The sequence below is a fragment of the Marinobacter sp. genome (assembly GCF_965229985.1).
Taxonomy (GTDB): Bacteria; Pseudomonadota; Gammaproteobacteria; order Pseudomonadales; family Oleiphilaceae; genus Marinobacter.
On record NZ_OZ245935.1, the window covers coordinates 3184797 to 3204821 of the forward strand.

Here is a 20025-nt window from a genome sequence, read left to right on the forward strand (position 1 = left end):
CTTACTCCTGATGGAGTGGGAAAAAACCGCCGTTTACCAGTGTTGCCAGATCCCGCGGTGCAAGCTCAATTTCCAGGCCGCGGCGCCCGGCGCTCACAAAAATGGTATCAAAGCCCAGGGCCGAGTCGTCGATAAAGGTTTTCAGCTTTTTCTTTTGTCCCAGGGGGCTTACACCACCCAGAACATAGCCGGTTGTGCGCTCAACCGCCTGTTTGTCAGCCATGGTGGCTTTCTTTCCGCGGGCCGCCCGGGCAATCAGTTTCATATTGAGCATCCCTGTCACCGGCACGATGCCCACGACCAGCTCCTTACCATCGATGGCCACCACCAGGGTCTTGAACACCCGGGCAGGGGCCACGCCGGTTTTCTCTGCGGCCTCGGTGCCATAGCTCTCGCTTGCCGGATCGTGTTCATATTCATGAATGGTATGGGGCACTGCGGCCTTGCGCGCCGCGTTTATGCCAGGCGTCATGCTCGGCTCCTGAATGGGGGACAGAGATCGGGAATTAAAGCAGCTAAGCGGCACTGCAACAACTGCCCGGGTTCGGTGGGTAGCGAACGATTTCACGGAGCATGACATTTGTCACTCGACTTAACGTCCTGTTATGACTATTTTTCGTACATTATGAATGTCCAAACCCCCATGGCTGTGTGTTCATGGTGCCTCAGCGGCCAGACTCTCAAGGAATGAAAAGATTGAATGATAACCGGACACCCCTGCGGCGGGCTGGCTGGGCAGCGCTGGTCTATCTGATTGCCGGCTTTGCATGGATTGCGTTTTCCGATACCGCCGCCGAGGCGTGGTTCCCCGACCCTCAGACCTTTTCCCTGGTTCAGACCTGGAAGGGTTTCCTGTTTGTGCTGACCACGGGCCTCGTGCTGTTCGTGGCGCTCCTGCGCCAGCTCACCAAGGATCGGGCCCTGCTCACCCTGCAGCACAATCAGCGCCAGGCCCTGCGCAAGCGAGAGCGCCAACTACAGGTCCTGATGGATAACCTACCCGGTATGGCGTATCGGTGCCGTTATGATCCGCATTGGACCATGCTGTTCGTTTCCCAGGGGTGTGCCCGTCTCACCGGCTATGAGCCTGAAGACCTCATCAATAACCGGGTTACCAGTTACGCCAGCCTGATGGATGACGAGGACAACGAGCGGATCCTGGGGGAGGTGCAGGCGGCTCTGGACAAGGACGAGTCCTTTTCACTGGAATACGGCCTTACCCGACAGGATGGCAGCCGGATCTGGGTGTGGGAGCGTGGCCGCGGTGTTGAGGAAGAAGATGGTACGGTTGTGCTCGAAGGCATCGTGCTGGACATTTCCGATCGCAAGACCCTTGAAAACGAGCTGGAGGAAATGGCCACCCGGGATCCGTTGACCGGCCTGTTCAACCGCCGGGAAATGTCCAGGGTTCTCGAGGAGGAGCTGGAGCGGGCCAGACGGTATCAGAGGCCCATGGCCGTGCTCTGGGTTGATTTCGACCATTTCAAGGATATCAACGACACATTCGGCCATGCCGCCGGCGATTCGGTTCTCCGGTCCATCAGTCGCCTGCTGCTGGGCAGCGTGCGCAGCGTCGACTCCATTGGTCGGTTTGGCGGCGAGGAGTTCGTTATCGTTCTGCCGGAAATGGATCTTGAAGAAGCTCAGGAGACGGCGGAGCGGCTCCGACGCAAAGTGGCCGAAGAGCCACAGCCGCTCGGGAATGACCAGACGGTGCCCCTGACCATCAGTGTCGGCGTTGCGGTCTATCCCGATCACGGGCAGACGGCCTCCACACTTTGTGCTGCGGCCGACAAGGCCATGTATCTGGCCAAGGAGCGCGGGCGAAACTGTGTTGCCATGGCGCACCTGCACGACCAGGTCCATAATCAGTAAAGAGACCCGTGTTCCGGGCCAGGTGGAGGCGGTGACGTCAGCCTGATTGCGGCCCGGCCAATGTGCAACGGGGTGGTTCTATTGAAAATAGAAAAACAACAATCGTACTGAAAAAGGTTTGAACTGATGAACCGACTTGCTCGCCGTGCCCTTCATAGCAGCCAGATTCCCGAGGATCTCGAAACCGTCACTTTCAGGGATGCCGCTGGTGAAAATCCGGCTGCTGCTGGCGTAAGTCAGGAGACGGTTGATGCTCTGTGGCGCAGCGTCCAGAGTCTGTACCGGACTGGTGTGCATCCGGGTATCCAGATCTCCATTCGGCATAAGGGCGAGCAGGTGCTGCACCGGGCCATTGGCCACGCCAGTGGCAATGGCCCCCATGACCCGAGGGATGCGGTTAAAGTCCCGATGACCACCGATACCCCGATTTGCTACTTCTCTGCTTCCAAGGCAGTTACAGCCCTGCTGATGCACATGCTGGCAGAGCAGGGCTTGGTGAACCTGATGGATCCCGTGTCCTACTACTGTCCGGAGTTCGGGGTTAACGGCAAACGCACCATTACCGTTCACCAGATTCTCTCCCACCGGGGTGGCATTCCTGCCATTCCGCGGGAAACGCCGATTGATGTACTTTGGGACAACGACGAAATCTGGCGCCTGCTCTGCGCCGCCCGGCCGGTGGAGGTCGATGGCGCCAAGGTGGCGTATCATGCGATCACCGGCGGCTTTGTGCTCCAGCGGGTTCTGGAACGCGTGACCGGCGATACCATTGAGAATTATCTCGACAAGCACCTTCGTCGGCCCATGGGTATGAAATGGTTTACCTATGGTATCGCCCCGGAGCATCTGAATGATCTGGCCTCCAACTACGCCACCGGGCCAACCCCCCGTTTCCCGGTTTCCTGGGTCGTCAACCGTGCTCTGGGAGGGGATATCCGGACCGTTGAACGGGTTACCAATGATCCACGGTTCCAGGAGGCGGTGATCCCGGCGGGAAACCTTTGCGGGACCGCAGAGGAAATGAGTCGGTTCTTCCAGATGATGCTGAACGGCGGGATCTGGAACGGCCGGCGAATCTGCAGTGAGATCACCATCCGCCGTGCTATTCAGCAGTTCGGCTCCCTGCAGATAGACCGCACCATGATGATACCCATGCGCTTCAGTGCCGGCATGATGCTGGGTGGCAACCCGGTGGGTCTCTGGGGCCAGAACAGCCGGTTTGCCTTTGGCCACGTGGGTCTGATCAACAAGCTGTGCTGGGCAGACGCTGCCCGTGATATTTCGGTCAGTCTGCTTAACACGGGCATCCCGATTGTCGGCCATCATCTGCCAGCGCTGGCGAAGTTTGTGTATACCGTGGGCAACCGCTTCCCGCTGATACCGGAGCACCGGCGACCGCTGATCGCCGCTTGAGGCGTCTTCTTCAGAGGGTCCGGAGCTGGGCTTCCAGGATGCCAAGCACTGATGACAGGATGTCGCGGAAATCGGTCAGTGTCTGAGTGCGCTGGATCACGTCTTCGCGGTTTTCATCGAGTCGCTCCAGTTTCGGGACCACCCGCCGAATGCCCTCGGTGATCACTTCGTAGGGGTAATGGTGGTCCTGAATACTGAGCTTGTTAATCTCGGCCACTTCCTGGCTGAAGATGCTGATGATGTCGTACAGCATGTCCTTGTGGTGAATGCTGCTGGCTTCCCAGTAGGCATCATCCAGCAGTTCCAGCAGCGACAGATATTCGCGGAGGGTATCCGCCACGGACGTCTGGGTCATGGGAGCTCCTGTCGGTGGGCAATGTTGTATCTACAGGGAACTATAGCAGGGCTTCCATCGTGTGAATGGCAGAAGGACCGGCAAGGCTGAAAATAAAAATGAAACTCTATTCATTTTAATTGCACTTTGTCGGACAGTTGTGCAGACTTGCGTGATGGGAAAAGGATCTATCACGACTCAATGGACGAGAAGCCGAATGGACAAGCCCACACCCCCCAGCCAGCAGTCAGCCTCCCGCGAGGTCAAGCTGGACCATCACGACAGCGTTCGCAATCACGTGCATCAGCAGGTGCGCTCGGAAGTTGAGCGGCTCGAACGCCGTATCGAAACCCTCCGTCTGGTCAAAGCGCCCCACGCGGCCATCATGATCTCCACCTATGAGCGGATGATCGACCGCAAAAAAGGTTTCCTGCAAAACTGGGATCTCAGGGACGGAGGCGCCAGCTAGCGCTCGGCGATAGCCACCGTTCCCCAAGTGGTTACAGCGTCCGCGTCTTCCTGATAGGTGCAATTGGCCGGATTGGCAATGGTGTCCTGCTCGTTCGTTGAGTCAGGGTCGTCAATGCGGGCCGGCTCGCCGTCTGAGGCAAAAATCCTGACCCGTTCCATGTTGTAATCCAGCTCGATTCTGAGGCAGTCGGGATGGTTGTCTTCCCGAGTGTACCCCGGATAGCGGTCGAGCTTGATGACTTCGGATTCCTGATTCTTGATAAACAGCGTATCGGTGTTTTCGTCAATGAAATCCTGGCGCAGTTCAATGCTGCCATAGTTCCGGCTCAGGTAGTCGGCGGTGGCGAACTCTGTGGGGCTGTAGCCCAGCGTCATGAAGCTGTTGGCGTCAAACCGGCTGCCTGCCAGCACACTGACAAGTTCCGGCTGGGCCGCCTGGTCTTCTTCCTCCACGCTGCGGCTGACGTACTGGATGGTGCGATACACCTTGTTCTCGAGATCCGACCCTTCCGGGCCATCCGGCAGGTAACGCCAGTCCAGGGTGGGGTAGATCCAGAGCTGGTCGTTCAGCGGCAGATTGGCAATCACCGCCGACTGGTCTGTGAACCGGATCTGGGCGCCATTGCCCCGGGTGTTGTAGGTGCCCGCGACGCCATCGGCAATGCGCTGGCTGATGTATCGTTTACCCTCCTGGAAATTGGTGACTTCACCGGATGCCAGCACCTGATTCATCAGGTCCAGCGGGTTGCGCACGCTGTCATAACTGGTGCCCGCGTCCGTTGGCGTCGCACGGGTGAAAATCTCGATGTGACTGCGTATTTCCCCGGTGGTTTCCAGGTCGTCGACATCGTCTGCTGCGGGCTGGATGCCACGGTAAAAATCCCAGAAACGAGTGTGACTAAGGTTGTCCGGGGCCACCTCAGTGTTCTGAAGGTCGAAGCTCGAGAACGTCAGATCGACATTGGTGGCCGGATTGAAGGCTGAAGGGCCGGTGTCCTCAAGTCCGCAGCCACTCAGGACAAGCGTGGTCATGGAAACAGCAGCGAAAATGCAGGAATGTCTCATTTCAGAAGGCCCCGGGATGCGAAAAACGGTGTAAACGGCTAAAGTGAGTCACCAGGACGGTATAGCCCGGTGCGGTTACTGACAGTAAAACAAAAAACAGGTATCTACCCTCGCGGAGATCACATTTTGCGGCAACGGCTTGAATTGGCGCTCCCAGCGGTGACGTCTTTGATGGTGGCCCTGCTGCTCCTGGTCACGGCCATGATGCCGTCTTCGGCCAGTGCAGCCGGGCCCTGCCGTGATGGCGAGATTGTCCTGGATGTCGGTATCGAGAGTATCCGTGATCTGGGTGGCTGTATCTGGTACCTGGAAGATCCCGGGCAGGCGCTGACCCTGGATGAGGTTCGCAAACTGGAATCGGGAGCCTTTACCCGCCACGAGGGCGGCGTTTTAAACTTCGGCTACACCGAGTCGGCGTACTGGGTGCGTCTGGATCTGCGGTCCGCCCGAAACCTCGACCAGAATGGATGGATCCTGGAGCTTGCCCTGCCCCTGGTGGATGAAGTCGCCCTGTTCATGGTGCGCGACGGCGCGCTGGTTGAGCAGCGCCAGGCCGGTTACGAGGATAACTGGGTGGAGCGGGACCTGGCGGTTCCCAACCCCACATTCCGCCTTTCCCTGGCACCGGATACCCTCAGCCACGTTTATCTTCGGGTGGTTAACACCAACACCTTCCGTTTGCCGATTAGCCTGTGGCACCCGGACAGCTATATTGAAAAAGTCTCGGTGGATGAACTGGTGCGGGGCATTCTGCTCGGTGCGGTGCTCGCCATTCTCGCCTACAACCTGTTCGTCGCGGTCTCGGTGCGCGAGCGAAGCAACATCTATTACGTGCTCTACCTGGTGTTCGCGACCATCTTTATCTTTACCGAACAGGTTCACGGTATCCAGTTGCTGGAGAGCCGGCCCGCTCTTTTCGACAAGCAGTTCCTGCACTTCCAGATCATCCTGACCTGGTTCTGGGGCCTGCTGATGGCAAGGTCACTGCTGGAAACCCGGGAGCGGTCTGCCGACCTTGATCAGGTCATCCGCCTCTGTCTCTATTCGGTGGTCGCGACGTTTGTTCTGTCACTGTTCCTGCCCTACCACGTGGCCATGGAATGGATTGTGGTTGGCTCCGTGTTGCTGAGCCTGATCCTGATCGTCGTCAGTTACCTGTCCTGGCGTTATTACAATCCGGCGGCCCGGTCCTACTTTTTTGCCTGGACTCTGGCGCTGGTGGGCTTCGGCATCTACGCCCTGACGGTGATGGGTATATTGCCCCTTAACACCTTCACCGCCTACTCGCCCCAGTTTGGCCTGACTGCCCAGATTATTCTGTTCTCGTTTGCCCTGGCGGACAGGATAAAACAGGTTCAGGGCGAGGCATTGGGCTGGAGCCAGCGGGCGTTGTCGAATCTTCAGCGTTACCAGTCGCTGTTCGACAATGCCATTGAGGGCGTCTTCCAGATGTCCCCGGACCGGCGATTTGTCACCGCCAATCCGGCCATGGCGCGTTTGCTGGGCTATAACAGCAGCCGGGAGCTGCTCACGCGGAACCCGGACGTACTGGAAACCTGCATCGCCGATGACCGCCTGCGGCGGCTGGTGATCGAACAGCTAGAGGCCCGGGGGACCGTCAAGGGCATTGAAGCCCGATACCTGACCCGGGATGGCGACGAGCGCTGGGCGACCATCTCACTGCATACGGTTTATGACACCGAGGGCGAACCAACCCATCTGGAAGGCACCTGCATCGATGCTACCGAAAGCCACAACCGGCAGAGAATCGAGCGGGAGCGGGAGCAGGAGCGGCTTGAAAAGGAATTGGCCCGTAACTCGGCGGAGGCGAAGAGCCAGTTCCTGGCCAATATGAGCCATGAAATCCGTACGCCGTTGGCGGCGATCATCGGTTACGGTGAAACCCTGCTTGATCCGGACCTCAGTGATCCTGAGAAAAGAAGCAGCGCAGAGACCGTGGTACGAAGCGGGCGCCATCTGCTGGATCTGGTCAACGACATCCTCGACCATTCGAAGATCGACGCCAACAAACTGGATGTGGATATCGTATCGGTCAATCTGCCGGAACTTCTGGATGAAATTCGCGCCTTTTTTGCCCCCCGGGCCCGGGAAAAGGGGCTGGATTTCAGCATCATCTGCGAATACCCATTGCCGGAGCAGGTGCAAACCGACCCCACCAGGCTGCGTCAGATCATCATCAACCTGTGCGGCAATGCCCTGAAGTTCACCGACAAAGGTTCCATTTCGCTGGTGGTCCGCTGCGATCGCGAGCACGAATTGCTGGTGGCCAGGGTGGTGGATACCGGCATTGGCATGAAGCCGGAACAGTTGGGAAGGCTGTTTGATCCCTTTGCCCAGGGCAGCGCCGCCATTTCCAGGCAGTATGGCGGCACCGGCCTCGGGCTCAGTATCTCACGGCGTCTGGCAGAAATGCTCGGTGGCAGTATCCGGGTGAACAGCACCTATGGCGAGGGTAGCGAGTTCGAGCTGTCGATCCGGACCGGGCCACTGGCCCAGGTTCATTTCCTGCGTGATGCGTCGGAGCTCAGTCAGCGGCGCAGGGCCATACCCATGGTGGTGGCACCGAGATTGTCCGGGCGAATTCTGAGTGCCGAAGACAACGACGTGAATCGGCGTCTTGTGTCCCTGCTGGTGTCGCGAACCGGCGCCGAACTGGTTCATGTGAGCAATGGCGCCGAAGCCCTGGAACTGGCGATTCGCGAGCCCTTTGATCTGATATTGATGGACATCCAGATGCCGGTGATGAACGGCCGTGACGCCACCGCGGCGCTGCGCGAGGCCGGGGTCAATACGCCGGTGATCGCCCTGACCGCGAACGTGATGTCCGAAGACATTGCCGATTATCGGCTGGCGGGCTGCAATGAACATCTGGCCAAACCCATCGACAAGCAGCGGTTCTATGAAGCCCTGGCCAGGTACCTTTCGGTAACCCCGGAGATTGTCCAAAGCACCGCGCCCCGGTATCAGGGCAAGGTGCTGGTTGCCGAAGACAATACCGAGAACCGTCAGCTGGTGGAGCGCATGCTACGCCGGGAGGGGCTGGATGTGATGTCGGTTACCAGTGGCGAGGAAGCGGTCCGGACGGCTCTGTCCGATACCGTTCATCTGGTTCTGATGGACCGTCACATGCCCGGTATGGATGGCGTTGCTGCAACCAGACTGCTGCGCCAGGCCGGGTTCCGGCGGCCGGTGATCGCCTTTACGGCTGGCGATCAGCAGGAAACTGATGCCCTGCTCGATGCCGGTTGTGACGGGGTGCTGAATAAGCCCATTGACCAGTCCCACCTGACGTCCCTGTTGGATCGACTGCTTGGCGCTGGCGCGGTTTCCGCGACGGACGCCGGTGAGGATGCCGAAATTGCCCATCTGGTTGCACAGTTTCTTGATGGTCTGGCCGCCCGTCGGGCGCGAATGGAAGCGGCGCTGGCGAGCGCCGATCGTGAGGCCATGAAAACCGAAGCCCACCAGATCAAGGGCACGGCGGGGGCTATGGGCTACCCGCTGATGACCCGACAGGCGGGTATAGTGGAAGATCTTCTGAAAGTCACCGAACCGGACTGGGACCGCGTTCGCAGCGAGCTCAAGGGACTCGGTGAAATGATAGAGCGTGCCCTAGTCGCTGCGAAAACCCCGGGCTGATGTATGCCGAGAACAACCAACAGGAAGAACCCGATGAGTGAGTTGCCGGAACGCCGAGAACACCATTCCCTGAGCATGATGTACGGAACCTACGCCGACATCCTGTTTGTGCTGTTTCCGTTTCTGATCATTGGTATGCAACGGCTGTGGGAAGGCCGACTGTATGAAACCCTGCTTCGACCGGATCTGAGTATCGCGGCCGCCATTCTGGCCGGCCTTGCCATCGGCAAGTTCGTGCTCGGACTGGTGACCAATCGGGACCTGGGCCGTTACAAGGAACGGATTGTTTTTTTCATTGCGCTGACCCTCTTCGTGGTACTGGGCCCGGCAATCATCCTGATATTGAGTATACTGGGGAGCGCGGATGTGCCCGGTTTCGTAACCTTTGTTCAGCCGATCCTTCTGATTATTGCCATTTCTCTGTACACAACGGCCGTGAGTATCAGCAACATCCTCACACGATTTGGCATGGAAGACGCAACAAAGGCAGATGATGAGACCAGGCCACGGTTTGATGACAGCGAAATGGGCGAGCCTCGCCCGTCGCCGCTGGATCTGCCCCGGCGCACGGGCAACGACCCAACAGCTTGACAGGAGCAACCCCCATGACGGATCTGAGAGTGCTGGTAGTGGAAGATGAGCCGGTGATGCGAGAGCGGCTGGTGGACATGCTCTACAAGGCTGGCGCCACCAAGGTGATCGAGTGTATTGATGCGGCTTCCGCCAGGACGGCTTTCAAGGGTGGGGAATTTCACATTATCCTGCTGGATCTGGGCCTGCCGGATGGCGATGGTCACGAGCTGATGCTGGAATTCAAGGATGCCCGGGCGGAGCAGCATATTGTGCTGGTGACGGCGGATGATTCCATCGAAAGTATTCAGCGGGCGATCAGTGCCGGCGCTAACGGGTACGTGGTCAAGCCCTATTCCCAGGAAAAAATACACGATGTGGTGAACAATTACGCCATGGTTCACGGCGGCGACATGGCGATGATGCAGGGTCTGAACCGGCGCCACTGACCGGTTCAGACATACCACAGTCTAATCAGGCAACCTGCCGGGCAATCCAGGAATTGTAACGGGTAGCCAGCGCCCTCACGTACCTCGCCTCCGAGTCGTTCAGGTTGCCCAGAACGCCCTTGAAGATCCAGCCCCGCTCATAAACACCCAGCACCCGCTGTTCGTCGTCCAGGTTGACGCGCTGATTCAGTTTTTTACAGATCGCATCCAGCAGCGGCAGCTTTTCCGGGCGCTTGATCGGGCCCTGACGATTGTTGATGGGCTGGTTTGCTGCACGAGTTGTCGGATGTCTTTTCATGATGTTCTCCTTGTCGTTTTGCGGCTGCAAAAACAAAACCCCGGTGCCTGAAGCAACCGGGGTTTCGCGGAGAAGCTGACCCGGTCGCTACAAAGGCTCCCGGGACTGACCGAAAGCCGTTAGATGTCTTTCACCATCGCGCGAACAGACTGCGCTACATGGCAACCTGCTGCTGTGTATGCAATAAACTGTGGAATCATTCTGTTCATACCGGCTCTTGAGTTTCGGTTCGACTACCAGTGTATAGGCTAATGGGCCGTTTGCAATAGGTCTGCATCTTCGGCAAACCCCTACAGACGGCCCCATGGGCGCTTGGCATAATTCGCAGCGTCACGTGTTTTACGTTGTGCAATCCTGACTGCCTGCCGCGCCAGGCAGTCAATGGATCTCTCCTTTCTACGCAGCCTCTATGGCTGCGTTTTTTTTGGGTAGTGGAATCTTCGTAGCCACTACTTCGTACAGATTTTGTTGGCTGTCCTGGCGATAATTTGCACACTACCTTTTCATTCATTGCCATAGACAGATAGAGGTTGAAACCTAGCAAAATGTCCGACGACGCCGGATCTGCCAGTAGAAAGTTCCGTTTCCACGCATTGATTGAACTCGTCCTGATTTTCGCATTGGGGCTATACCTGTTAGCCGCACAGGAGCAGGTTGTGGGCGAGAATCTGGTGTTTACCGTAACGGGTGCCGCGCTCATGGCGCTGGTGACCTACTGGACTCTCAATACCCTTCGGGATGGTCTCGAAGTTATCGCATTGCGTGTCAGGCACTGATTGCCTGATTCCGGATCAGGCCCGACGGCTCTGACCGGTTAATGGCTCCAGGGCGCCATGGTCCTCGGCAATCCGTTCCCAGGTTTTGTGGAGGATCAGGGCGTCATTTGCCGCCCGATGGACTGGCAAGCCAAGTTCGGTAATCACCTGCTGACGAAGCGCCGACCATTGGCGCACCTGGCGGGTGTCCAGCAATGCTGAAATGGACTCCAGCTGAAAGGCCGGGGTTATGCGGGCGGCCCTGAACAACCGGTGCAGCCAGAAGCTGTCGAACGTCCAGGCATCGCAGAACACCTGCTCTGGCAGCAGCTCATTCAGGGCCCTGGCCACTTCACCCACCGCAATACCGTCCGCTTCCAGAGTCTCGCGGGAAATGCCGTGTATCTGTTCAGCGCTTTGCGACCAGTCCTGCCAGAGGACATGGGGGGCGATCAGCCAGCTATGGAGAGAGCCATCCGGCATGCAAATCCCTACCTCAATGGGGTAGCTCGCGATCAGATCAAGGCTGGATGCCTCGAAATCGATGAATGCCGGCTGGATAGTGGTCATGGAGTCAGTGTAGCTGATGAGTTGTTTTTCGCTGAGTTTACCCGCCCCGCAATCGAGACGCGAACCCAACCTGTGCCTGCACTGTTACAATATGTCCATTCATTGTAAAAGCCCGATGACAGCAACAGGCGTCGGGCGCGACAGTAAACCAGCCCACACCCAATCGCACCATACGGGGAGCCCGAATGACAGACACCGTGGTTGTAATCTATTCCGGAGGCATGGACTCCTACACTCTGCTGCACCTGGCCAGGGAACGCGGGTATCGGGTGCATGCGCTGTCCTTCAATTATGGGCAGCGCCACGTCCGGGAACTGGAGTGTGCGCGTTCGGTATGTGAGGCCCAGGGTATTCCCCACAAAGTGATCGATATCCGCGCCATGAGTGAGGTGATGGCCGGATCATCCCTGACCTCGGATATAGATGTCCCGGAAGGTCACTACGAAGAAGACAGCATGAAAGCGACCGTGGTGCCGAACCGCAACATGATCCTCCTGTCGCTGGCAACCGGTTACGCCGTGACGGTAGGTGCCGGCGCTGTGTGGTACGGGGCTCACGGTGGCGACCATGCCATCTACCCGGACTGTCGCCCGGAGTTTGTTGAGAAAATGGACGCGGTCTGCCGGGTCGCCAACTACGAACCGGTGGGCATTGAGGCGCCCTTCATGGCCATGGACAAGGGCCAGATCCTGGCCGAAGGTCTCCGCCTGGGCCTGGATTATTCGCAGACCTGGACCTGCTACAACGGCCGGGAGCAAGCCTGTGGCCGCTGTGGTTCATGCGTTGAGCGCCTGGAGGCGTTTGCCGTCAATGGTGTGACCGATCCTCTGGAATACGAGGGCGCAGGCTGATGTATCGGGTCAAGGAAGCTTTCTACACCCTGCAGGGCGAAGGTGCCCAGGCGGGTCGGGCTGCGGTATTCTGTCGTTTCAGCAAGTGCAACCTCTGGACCGGGCGTGAGAAAGACCGTGCCAGTGCGGTCTGCAATTTCTGTGATACCGATTTCGTGGGCACGGACGGCCAGAATGGTGGCCGTTTTGAAACGCCGGAAGCCCTGGCCCGTCACATACGGAATCTCTGGCCGGACGCGCCTGGCAAGCCCTATGTGGTCTGCACCGGCGGAGAGCCCCTGTTGCAGCTGGATACAGCCCTGATTGAGGCGTTCCATCGGGAAGGGTTTGAAGTGGGGGTAGAGACCAATGGCACCCTGCCGGCCCCCGAAGGCATTGACTGGCTCTGCGTCAGTCCCAAGGCCGATGCACCTGTGGTGATCGAGGCCTGTGACGAGCTTAAACTGGTGTATCCGCAGCCCCTGGCGATGCCGGAGCGATTCCTGGGCATTCGCGCGAGCCATTATTTCCTGTCGCCCATGGCCTCTCCTTCGGCACCGGAAACGGCGGTGGATGAGATCAAGCAAAGCAATACTCGCCGCGCTACCGACTACTGTCTTGCCCACCCCCAGTGGCGTCTTACCCTGCAGATGCACAAAATCATCGGGATCGACTGATCAGCCGGTTGCCAGTGTCCGCTCGGCAGGTGTCGAGGCGGATCTTACAGGCGCGCTTCTGTAGTGACTGGGGCTGGTTCCAGTCCAGCGCTTGAAAGCCCGGGTGAAGTTCGCAGCGTCGGCATAGCCCAGGGCGTCGGCAATCTGGCTCAGGTTCATGCCGGTGCTGCGGAGCAGATCCTGTGCCCGTTCCAGGCGGACCTGATCCACCAGCTGCTGGAAGCTGGCTTCTTCTTCCTGCAGTCGCCGTTTGAGTGTTCGTTCAGAGACAAACAAGGTGCCTGCAACCCGGGCCAGTTTCGGTGGGAAGGGGTGGCTGGTTTCAATCACTCGCCGGACCCGACAGGCAAATCCGGCGTCTTCAGTCAACTGCCGCAGTGCTTCCTCGCACTGGGCTCTTGATGAGGCGGCCAGTTGATCGTCGGTGAAGCGTACCGGCAGATCCAGTCGGGCGGCGGGGATCACCAGGGCATTCTCCGTGGCACCGAACTCCACCGGTACCGGGATCTGTGAGCGGAACCGGTGGAAATAGGCCGGTTCCGGTCCCCGGCGAACAATCCGCAAACCATCAACCACCGAGCCCGTTAGTTGCGCCCCCATGGAAACGCACCCGAACAGCATGGCGTCCATGATAAACCCGTGTAGGGGGCCGAGATCGATATCGCAGCTGACAACGTACCAGGCCAGGTTGCCGGTTTCCCGTTTGCACACCTGAAGATGGGGCACCCGCAGTGTCAGGTAACGGGTCATCAGCTCCATGGCATCGCCCAACGTGCGGCTGCTCATGACCGCCGTACCCAGGGCGCCGTGCAGTGGTAGCTTCAGTTCCCGGGCGAGCATGATTCCGAGCCCCGGCTCGCCGCTTTCGATAATCGCCCGGGTGACAAATTCGCTGGCCTGGGTCTGGCTGACCCGCAGATCGGTGGATTGAAGGCGGGCCGGGTCGAGTCCGACCCGAAGCAGAAGGTCCTGTTCATCAACACCGATGGTATTCAGCAGCTCGGCCAGAAGGTGCAGGTAGATGGCCGGCATGCCCAGGTCCTGTGCCGTTGAAACGGAGGCGCGCATGGGGTTTCCTCGTCTTATTCTGTTCTTGTTATGTCGCAGAACGCGTAGTTTCGACGATTATGGCGCCTCCCGGTTCGTTCCCCCATGACTTCGCTGACGAAATAAATGGCCTGAAAGGCCAATCATCGGCTGGGACTCGCGCCCGGCCCGGTCGTCTTACTGGCCATGGCGGCGGACGAAGCCTTCAAGTGCCGCGGCGGATCGCCCCGGTGTTTCCAGCATGGGAAGATGCCCCACACCCCGGAACATGTGAATTTCGGCGTGCGGTGTCGCCGAGCCGAACCAGTCCACGCAGCGCGTGGGCGTGATCACGTCCCGGTCACCCCATTGAACCTGCAGTGGTGGCGTGTCAGGGCCCAGATAGCGGGCCGGTGCCAGGGCGTCTGCCACCATGTCGCTGAATATGTGTCGGAGGGCGTCGGTGCGGCCGAGTAGATCGGGACCCAACAGCCCGGCCATGGCCAGGCCGGAGACCGTGGGCTTGCCGGTACCAACACTGTTGAACATGCGGTAAACCCCTTTCCAGTCCCGGGGAATCAGGATGCCGTCACGATCGGATGCAAACGGAGCATGTATGTCGACCTGGGCATGCTCTGGAATCCCGGCACTGTTCAGCAGCGTCAGGGAACGGGGTGCCGGCTCCAGCTTGTGGGCCAGGACAGTAGCAATAGCACCCCCCATGGAGCTGCCGGCCAGATGTATGTTGTCCGTGTCAAAGCCCGCGAGCCACTGACCCAGTCGACGGGCCTGGGTTTCATAGCGGTAGCAGGCTTCAGGCAGGTAATCACTCTCTCCGAACCCTGGCAGATCCGGTGCCAGCAGATGCCAGTGGCTGGGCAGTCTTTGCAGCCACAGCCCCCAGTTTTCTTTCATGGCGGCAAAGCCATGAATCAGCACGATGGTAGGGCTTCCTGCGCCGGGAGCACCCCGTTCCAGGAAAACCATTTTGTGGCCATCCACGAGCGCTTCGCGGCGTCGGGCCTGAAGAAGAAATCGTTGTCCCGCGCGGGCAGCGGGCCAGAGGTTGGGTGCAGGGATTCTCATGGTCGTCATCGATCACCGGTTTTGGGTCTGATCGCCAGTCTACCGGGACCAGCCTGCCGAGCCTTGGCTTCAACGCCCGGGAGCCCGGGCGGACGGGCAACCAACGGTCGCGCCGCCGCGGACAGGGTTCAGAGCTTTACGTCTACGATAACCGGGTTATGGTCGCTGGACCGCCAGGGCGCCTGCCCATCAGCAGCGTGCTCGCTCTGGTAGCCAAGAACCCTGGGCTCGTCGGCATTCACCAGCCAGCTTCGGGCACCGACAACCCGTGGCTTCAATGTCTCGGAGGCCAGGGCGTAATCCAGGGACCCTTTCTCGCCACGGTATCGGTAGGTGTAATGGCGACAGCTGGTCTCATTGCAGGGATGGAAGTGGTGCACCATGCTGACGAAGCCCGCTCTTGCCAGTACCCGAAGGGGTTGTTCACGGGCATAGCTGTTCAGGTCACCCATGATCAGGGTGCCGGCCGACTTGGGGTCTCCGGCGTCAACGCCGGCCCATCCGGCCAGCGCTTGTGCTTCGTCAGCCCGCCGGCTGGCGTAACAGCCCTGGCCATCGGCCTGATCCCGATCGTCCCCATGGGCACCCCGACAGGATTTTGATTTCAGGTGAGGAACGATAACCCTGACGGTTGTCTCACCATCGAAACGACTGAAATTCTGGGTCAGCGGAGGCCGGCCACCGGATCTGAACGGACCGCTGGCAAGCCGTTCCGGCAGGCCAATGGCGCTCACCCGGTCGCTGCGGTAGAGCAGGCCGGTCCGTATCTCATCATCGCCATCCTGACCTGGTGTGCTGACGAACCGCCACTGATTACCCAGGGCCTCGGCCAGGCTGGCGATGGCGCTGTGCGGGCCGTAGCCGTCGTTCTCGAGTTCCGTGAGCGCGAGGATATCCGGATCCGGGGCCAGAAGTGTCTGCACCAGTCGCTGTTGCTGGCGCTGATATGCCGCCGATGTTTTCGCCCCCCGGGTTGTTGGAAACTGGCTGCCACGACCATCGCCATTGAAAAAATTACCGAGATTCAGTGCCATGATTCGCACAGCGCCACCGGGTTCGGGGTCCGGTGCGGGATCTCTCGGGTTGGTTGCGAGGAAAACCGGTGCCCCGGCGGGCTGGACTCGCCAGGCATCGAACCGGAAGTCCAGCACCCCGACAAGCCCGTCAATCTGGTCACCAGAGCGTACGGTTGCCGAGGACAGCCCCCCGGGCGGCCAAGGTATGGGCCTGGGATTTCTGATGGACCGATTGTCGTCCAGCAGCACGCGATTGTGCCGGTTTCGGATGGATGCTCTGTACGCATCGTCGCCAGGAGGAAGGTGCTCGGTGGGTTGGACCTGGTCTGCGGCGGCCAGCGTCAGTTCGCCGTAACGGCCGAGGTTGTAATTGTCTACCACCGTCAGGGGCTGGCGGAAGGTAACCCTCATATTCTCCAGATGTTCGGGATCCCGGGTCCAGGGCAAAGCCAATGGAGAGGGCGCCGGTAGCGCTTCCCGCCCGCAACTCCGGATGTTTCGGATCGCCACCAGTTCAGTCAGTCCGTGGTATTCCTTCACCTTGCCGGTAACTCGCAGCCTCATGCCGGGTTTGCCGATCTCGCGGTCGGTATAGACAAACAGGGCCTCGGAAGTGGCGGGATTGTTGTCGGTCTCGTGGTCGGCCTGCTGGAGATAAAAGCCGCCAAACCCACCCTCTGACCGGGAATCCTGGGTCAGAATGCCCTCGACTGTGACGGTTTTGCCTGCCAGAAGTGAGGCCGGGCCGGTGCCCTGTACTTCGGCAATGGGTGTTGCGGGTTTACCACAGGCTGATTCTGCCGTTGCCAACCCAGGCAGGAACGGCAGAATCAGGAAACAGAGAAAGGAATATCGCCGGATTTCAGAATTCACACCGGCAGTTTAACTGAGACCGGCAACGGCTTTCAGGGCCTGTTCGCGTTTGCTGCCAAATCCCAACTGATCTGGATTGGCCAGTTCAAGCTGTTGTACCAGCGGATCCGGATGCTGGTTGTCAAAGGTAATTCCGAGCCGTGACAGCACGTAGGGTGCAAGAGCGGCACGGGTGGCAACCTCCAGACGGCCATGCTCCATCCCATAATCCCGGGCGATGATCTGTTGCTGGGCTTCGGTCAGGCGTCGGTCAGGAGTAACCACGAGGGTAACCTCCCGGTTCCAGTGCTCGTCCTGCTCCCGGCTGTGTCTGGCACGCTGCCGTAGAGCTTCGGGCGAAGTCCGGAAACGGCTCAGGGCAAAGTCCCGGAACTCCCGATTGGAGTCACACCAGGCCCGCAAGTGCCAGCTGTTGCCAGCACACACCAGAGTATGAGGTTCAAGAATGCTTTCCACCGCTTCCGGGCGACTCAGGGAAGCATAGCTGGCGCGCAACTGCCTGCCCTGTCGTGTTGCCGTCACGACGGCGCGCATGGTTTCTGGTGCAATCACACGGTTAGGGCCCTGCACCACCGTGCTGTCCGGCAGGTCAATGTTCAGAGACTCAAATGTGTTGCTCAGGTTCTGCTGGCGGGCAAGCAGATCCAGATACTCGTTCACCACCCCCCGGGTAACCACCGGACGGAATTTCTCCGCCGGAACATAGCCTTTCAGGTGGCGGTCATAAACCAGATTGCCCGGCGCCAGTTCGCGCAGGTAGGTGTTGATGTCCTTGGACGCCTGCTGACGACCGATACCGAAACTGTGGCAGATGTGGTTGGTGGTCAGGCGACCTTCCCACAGGGCAATGGTTTCGATCAGTCGATAGCGAAGCAGCAAGTCCCAGCGGATGGGCCAGTCCGTTTTTTTCATAACCAGGCGCTCACGGTCCAATGAATAGCTCGTTGCCATGTTACCTGCTCCGGCCAGCAGGGTCTGTTACGGCACATTAATGTAAAACCCTGTTAAACCGCTCCACGGCGGCCTTTGCGGGTTTTTGTGACGCGGTTAACAGGTTTCGGGAAGTGCCTAGTGGTTTCACTTCCCGCTCCTGATTTAATACGCGGCCGGCAAAGTCCGGTGCTTGCTGCTATTTTGTCTGTCATCCAATCGAAAATACCCTGCCACGCCCGGAGCCGTTGTAATGACCCGAATGGTCACCTCCCTGTCTGCCCTGATCCTGAGCATTATTCTGCTGGTCAGCGGTAATGCGTTCCTGATGACGTTACTGGGTATACGTCTGAGTATTGAGGCGATATCACCGGACATTATCGGCTGGATTCTGGTCTGCTATTCCATCGGTTTTGTGTTGGGCACGCTTTATGTTCACCGGATTATAGGCCGGGTTGGTCACATTCGTGCCTTTGCCGTGTTCGCTGCGATTGCTGCCGTTACGTCGCTGCTCTATCCGATGGCTGTTTCCGAGATTTTCTGGGCCGTGCTGCGGGTGCTGTCCGGGTTCAGTATTGCCGGTGTGCTGGTGGTCATCGAGAGCTGGTTCTCCAGCCGGGCCACCAATGCCAACCGCGGTGCGCTGTTTGCGGTTTACCAGATCGTGTTTTACCTTTCCGCCGCCGGCGGGCAGCTCATCGTCAATATCGGCGACCCCGCCAATTTCATGCCGTTCTCGATTGCAGCGATCCTGCTGACACTGGCTCTGGTACCGCTCTCAATGACCCGGATGGAAGCTCCGGTAATCGAGCAGGTCCAGCGTATTTCGATCTTTACCCTGGCCAGGGAGTCCTTTAGCGGTGTTGCCGGCGCACTGATTTGTGGTGTCATGATTGGCGGTTTCTATGCGCTCGGGCCGGTGTACGCAACACTGGTCGGGCTGGACGTTGCCCGGACATCCACGTTCATGGCCAGTGCCATTGTCGCAGCCATGATCCTTGCCTGGCCGCTGGGACGGCTCTGTGACCGTTTTGACCGGCGTCGCGTGATGTTCTGGATCGCCGTTTTGGCCGCGTCCGCTGCAGGTGGTGTTGGAGTATTGGGGGCTGCAAACCCATGGTTGCTGACCCTTCTGGTGGGGCTGTTTACGGGCCTGTCTGCGGCCCTTTATCCGGTCGCCGTGGCGATTACCAATGACCGCATGGAAAGCACTCGTATCGTTGCTGCCAGCGCCACGCTACTGCTCAGTTACGGGGTTGGCAGTGTCATCGGGCCGGTTGTCATGGCTGAACTGATCAACCTTCTGGGGCCGAAAGGCCTGTTCCTTGGCAATGCAGGCTTCCTGGTTCTGCTGGCGGTGATTACCAGTTATCGGATCAGTCATACCGAGGACGTTGCCGTTGCGGATCAGGAGCACTTCGTGCCTGCCATGCCGGAAGCGTCGCCGGTGCTCGCCGAGATCGATCCGCGAAATACCGAGTTCCATGAGTCTCCCGAAGTCGAGGAGATGCACGAAGAGCAGCGTCAGGCGAGCTGACGCTGCTTTCGGTTTTCCCCGATTTTGTTTTTACTTCCGTATCTGTTTTTATCTCAATGGTTAGCATACTATTGGTGACTTTCCGATAATGTGATTTGTTGGTCGAGTGCGCGGTTGCGCCTGGCCAGGGCGAAGGCCCTTTTTCTATGGAGTGACGACAAATGAGAGACCAGTTTCCTTTTGCGGTAGCCCGGGTTACCCGGCGCTGGAGAAAAATGCTTGATGAGCGCCTTAAGGATCTGGGTGTCACCCAGGCGCGCTGGAGCACCATGGTGTACCTGGAGAAAGGCGGTGAAGGCCTTACTCAGCGCGAACTGGCCAGCCTCATGGCGATCGAGAATCCGACCCTGGTTCGACTGCTGGACAGCCTGGAGCAGCAGGGGTTGATCGAGCGCCGGCCCTGCCCGAATGATCGCCGGGCGCGACGGCTGCATCTGACCAACGCCGGCCGAGCGTTTATGGACGACCTTTCCGAGCGAGCCGAGGTGTTGCGCGAGGAAATGCTGGAAGGTATCAGCGACAAAGAGATCGAGTGTACCGTGAAGGTCTTCCACAAGATCCTGGAAAACGCTGAAAAGCAGAAGTAATCC

At 59.0% G+C, this 20025-nt stretch carries 20 protein-coding genes; 11 read left to right on the forward strand and 9 right to left on the reverse strand.

Annotated elements, in window-relative coordinates; translation table 11 throughout:
• Position 1 precedes the first annotated feature (1 nt).
• Positions 2-472, reverse strand: coding sequence for a Cys-tRNA(Pro) deacylase (gene ybaK, locus ACO06L_RS14485; RefSeq protein WP_064229381.1), 471 nt, complete (start codon positions 470-472; stop codon positions 2-4).
• 215 nt (positions 473-687) lie between these two features.
• On the opposite strand from ybaK, the gene ACO06L_RS14490 reads away from it, so the two are divergent.
• Both ACO06L_RS14490 and ACO06L_RS14495 read left to right on the forward strand, forming a co-directional pair.
• Positions 688-1875, forward strand: a complete 1188-nt coding sequence (locus tag ACO06L_RS14490; protein ID WP_227512805.1) for a sensor domain-containing diguanylate cyclase — start codon at positions 688-690, stop codon at positions 1873-1875.
• Between the two features lie 126 nt (positions 1876-2001).
• Complete coding sequence (locus ACO06L_RS14495; RefSeq protein WP_202346297.1) at positions 2002-3288, forward strand: serine hydrolase domain-containing protein; 1287 nt, start codon at positions 2002-2004, stop codon at positions 3286-3288.
• A gap of 10 nt (positions 3289-3298) precedes the next feature.
• On the opposite strand, the gene ACO06L_RS14500 is transcribed toward ACO06L_RS14495, so the two are convergent.
• Entirely contained in the window at positions 3299-3643 is a 345-nt protein-coding gene (locus ACO06L_RS14500; RefSeq protein ID WP_008176786.1) for a hypothetical protein, read from the reverse strand.
• A 196-nt stretch (positions 3644-3839) separates the two neighbouring features.
• On the opposite strand from ACO06L_RS14500, the gene ACO06L_RS14505 reads away from it, so the two are divergent.
• Positions 3840-4091, forward strand: coding sequence for a hypothetical protein (locus ACO06L_RS14505; RefSeq protein WP_202346298.1), 252 nt, complete (start codon positions 3840-3842; stop codon positions 4089-4091).
• Here ACO06L_RS14505 and ACO06L_RS14510 read toward each other — a convergent pair.
• Positions 4088-5158 carry a hypothetical protein gene (locus ACO06L_RS14510; protein ID WP_202346299.1) on the reverse strand — a complete coding sequence of 357 codons (1071 nt, stop codon included), beginning with the start codon at positions 5156-5158 and terminating at the stop codon, positions 4088-4090. The two genes, ACO06L_RS14505 and ACO06L_RS14510, sit on opposite strands and share 4 nt — an antisense overlap.
• A 171-nt stretch (positions 5159-5329) precedes the next feature.
• Between ACO06L_RS14510 and ACO06L_RS14515 the strand changes: the two genes are divergently transcribed.
• The 3 genes from ACO06L_RS14515 to ACO06L_RS14525 are packed head-to-tail and all read left to right on the forward strand — an operon-like array spanning position 5330 to position 9837.
• A complete protein-coding gene (locus ACO06L_RS14515) occupies positions 5330-8818 on the forward strand; it encodes a response regulator (protein ID WP_202346562.1) in 3489 nt (1162 codons plus the stop codon).
• Between the two features lie 33 nt (positions 8819-8851).
• On the forward strand, positions 8852-9409 hold the full coding sequence (locus tag ACO06L_RS14520; protein WP_064229375.1) for a hypothetical protein: 558 nt from the start codon (positions 8852-8854) through the stop codon (positions 9407-9409).
• Between the two features lie 14 nt (positions 9410-9423).
• On the forward strand, positions 9424-9837 hold the full coding sequence (locus ACO06L_RS14525; RefSeq protein WP_064229374.1) for a response regulator: 414 nt from the start codon (positions 9424-9426) through the stop codon (positions 9835-9837).
• Between the two features lie 25 nt (positions 9838-9862).
• Here ACO06L_RS14525 and ACO06L_RS14530 read toward each other — a convergent pair whose 3' ends face one another.
• Positions 9863-10135 carry a hypothetical protein gene (locus ACO06L_RS14530; protein WP_064229373.1) on the reverse strand — a complete coding sequence of 91 codons (273 nt, stop codon included), beginning with the start codon at positions 10133-10135 and terminating at the stop codon, positions 9863-9865.
• Positions 10136-10680: 545 nt separating this feature from the next.
• Here ACO06L_RS14530 and ACO06L_RS14535 point away from each other — a divergent pair.
• Positions 10681-10911, forward strand: coding sequence for a hypothetical protein (locus tag ACO06L_RS14535; RefSeq protein WP_202346300.1), 231 nt, complete (start codon positions 10681-10683; stop codon positions 10909-10911).
• Between the two features lie 15 nt (positions 10912-10926).
• Here ACO06L_RS14535 and ACO06L_RS14540 read toward each other — a convergent pair whose 3' ends face one another.
• The gene (locus ACO06L_RS14540; RefSeq protein WP_064230075.1) at positions 10927-11460 is read right to left on the reverse strand and encodes a hypothetical protein; all 534 of its coding nucleotides are present in this window, start codon (positions 11458-11460) and stop codon (positions 10927-10929) included.
• A gap of 185 nt (positions 11461-11645) precedes the next feature.
• Here ACO06L_RS14540 and queC point away from each other — a divergent pair, with 185 nt between their 5' ends.
• Positions 11646-12311: a 7-cyano-7-deazaguanine synthase QueC gene (gene queC / locus ACO06L_RS14545; RefSeq protein ID WP_202346301.1), complete on the forward strand. Its 666-nt coding sequence runs from the start codon at positions 11646-11648 to the stop codon at positions 12309-12311.
• Entirely contained in the window at positions 12311-12967 is a 657-nt protein-coding gene (gene queE / locus ACO06L_RS14550; protein ID WP_202346302.1) for a 7-carboxy-7-deazaguanine synthase, read from the forward strand. The genes queC and queE overlap by 1 nt, the downstream gene beginning before the upstream one ends.
• Here the strand turns inward: queE and ACO06L_RS14555 are convergent, their stop codons facing one another.
• The 4 genes from ACO06L_RS14555 to ACO06L_RS14570 form a co-directional block, all read right to left on the reverse strand.
• A complete protein-coding gene (locus ACO06L_RS14555; RefSeq protein WP_202346303.1) occupies positions 12968-14035 on the reverse strand; it encodes an AraC family transcriptional regulator in 1068 nt (355 codons plus the stop codon).
• 156 nt (positions 14036-14191) lie between these two features.
• A complete protein-coding gene (locus tag ACO06L_RS14560) occupies positions 14192-15079 on the reverse strand; it encodes an alpha/beta fold hydrolase (RefSeq protein WP_064230074.1) in 888 nt (295 codons plus the stop codon).
• 128 nt (positions 15080-15207) lie between these two features.
• Positions 15208-16968 carry an ExeM/NucH family extracellular endonuclease gene (locus ACO06L_RS14565; protein WP_202346304.1) on the reverse strand — a complete coding sequence of 587 codons (1761 nt, stop codon included), beginning with the start codon at positions 16966-16968 and terminating at the stop codon, positions 15208-15210.
• 9 nt (positions 16969-16977) lie between these two features.
• Complete coding sequence (locus tag ACO06L_RS14570; protein ID WP_201257898.1) at positions 16978-17880, reverse strand: helix-turn-helix transcriptional regulator; 903 nt, start codon at positions 17878-17880, stop codon at positions 16978-16980.
• Between the two features lie 271 nt (positions 17881-18151).
• Here ACO06L_RS14570 and ACO06L_RS14575 point away from each other — a divergent pair, with 271 nt between their 5' ends.
• Together ACO06L_RS14575 and ACO06L_RS14580 are read left to right on the forward strand one after the other, a co-directional pair.
• The gene (locus ACO06L_RS14575) at positions 18152-19435 is read left to right on the forward strand and encodes an MFS transporter (RefSeq protein ID WP_064229366.1); all 1284 of its coding nucleotides are present in this window, start codon (positions 18152-18154) and stop codon (positions 19433-19435) included.
• A 161-nt stretch (positions 19436-19596) separates the two neighbouring features.
• Positions 19597-20022 carry a MarR family transcriptional regulator gene (locus ACO06L_RS14580; RefSeq protein WP_064229365.1) on the forward strand — a complete coding sequence of 142 codons (426 nt, stop codon included), beginning with the start codon at positions 19597-19599 and terminating at the stop codon, positions 20020-20022.
• Positions 20023-20025 lie beyond the last annotated feature (3 nt).

Excerpts from the sequence above, each read along its gene's own strand:
- ACO06L_RS14540 (WP_064230075.1), bottom strand. The coding sequence starts at position 11,460 with ATGACCACTATCCAGCCGGCATTCATCGATTTCGAGGCATCCAGCCTT.
- ACO06L_RS14500 (WP_008176786.1), bottom strand. The coding sequence starts at position 3,643 with ATGACCCAGACGTCCGTGGCGGATACCCTCCGCGAATATCTGTCGCTG.
- ACO06L_RS14495 (WP_202346297.1), top strand. The coding sequence starts at position 2,002 with ATGAACCGACTTGCTCGCCGTGCCCTTCATAGCAGCCAGATTCCCGAG.
- ACO06L_RS14575 (WP_064229366.1), top strand. The coding sequence starts at position 18,152 with ATGACCCGAATGGTCACCTCCCTGTCTGCCCTGATCCTGAGCATTATT.
- ACO06L_RS14580 (WP_064229365.1), top strand. The coding sequence starts at position 19,597 with ATGAGAGACCAGTTTCCTTTTGCGGTAGCCCGGGTTACCCGGCGCTGG.
- ACO06L_RS14530 (WP_064229373.1), bottom strand. The coding sequence starts at position 10,135 with ATGAAAAGACATCCGACAACTCGTGCAGCAAACCAGCCCATCAACAAT.
- ACO06L_RS14490 (WP_227512805.1), top strand. The coding sequence starts at position 688 with ATGAAAAGATTGAATGATAACCGGACACCCCTGCGGCGGGCTGGCTGG.
- ACO06L_RS14560 (WP_064230074.1), bottom strand. The coding sequence starts at position 15,079 with ATGAGAATCCCTGCACCCAACCTCTGGCCCGCTGCCCGCGCGGGACAA.
- ybaK (WP_064229381.1), bottom strand. The coding sequence starts at position 472 with ATGACGCCTGGCATAAACGCGGCGCGCAAGGCCGCAGTGCCCCATACC.
- ACO06L_RS14520 (WP_064229375.1), top strand. The coding sequence starts at position 8,852 with ATGAGTGAGTTGCCGGAACGCCGAGAACACCATTCCCTGAGCATGATG.
- ACO06L_RS14515 (WP_202346562.1), top strand. The coding sequence starts at position 5,330 with ATGGTGGCCCTGCTGCTCCTGGTCACGGCCATGATGCCGTCTTCGGCC.
- ACO06L_RS14525 (WP_064229374.1), top strand. The coding sequence starts at position 9,424 with ATGACGGATCTGAGAGTGCTGGTAGTGGAAGATGAGCCGGTGATGCGA.
- queC (WP_202346301.1), top strand. The coding sequence starts at position 11,646 with ATGACAGACACCGTGGTTGTAATCTATTCCGGAGGCATGGACTCCTAC.
- ACO06L_RS14570 (WP_201257898.1), bottom strand. The coding sequence starts at position 17,880 with ATGAAAAAAACGGACTGGCCCATCCGCTGGGACTTGCTGCTTCGCTAT.
- ACO06L_RS14510 (WP_202346299.1), bottom strand. The coding sequence starts at position 5,158 with ATGAGACATTCCTGCATTTTCGCTGCTGTTTCCATGACCACGCTTGTC.
- queE (WP_202346302.1), top strand. The coding sequence starts at position 12,311 with ATGTATCGGGTCAAGGAAGCTTTCTACACCCTGCAGGGCGAAGGTGCC.
- ACO06L_RS14555 (WP_202346303.1), bottom strand. The coding sequence starts at position 14,035 with ATGCGCGCCTCCGTTTCAACGGCACAGGACCTGGGCATGCCGGCCATC.
- ACO06L_RS14505 (WP_202346298.1), top strand. The coding sequence starts at position 3,840 with ATGGACAAGCCCACACCCCCCAGCCAGCAGTCAGCCTCCCGCGAGGTC.
- ACO06L_RS14535 (WP_202346300.1), top strand. The coding sequence starts at position 10,681 with ATGTCCGACGACGCCGGATCTGCCAGTAGAAAGTTCCGTTTCCACGCA.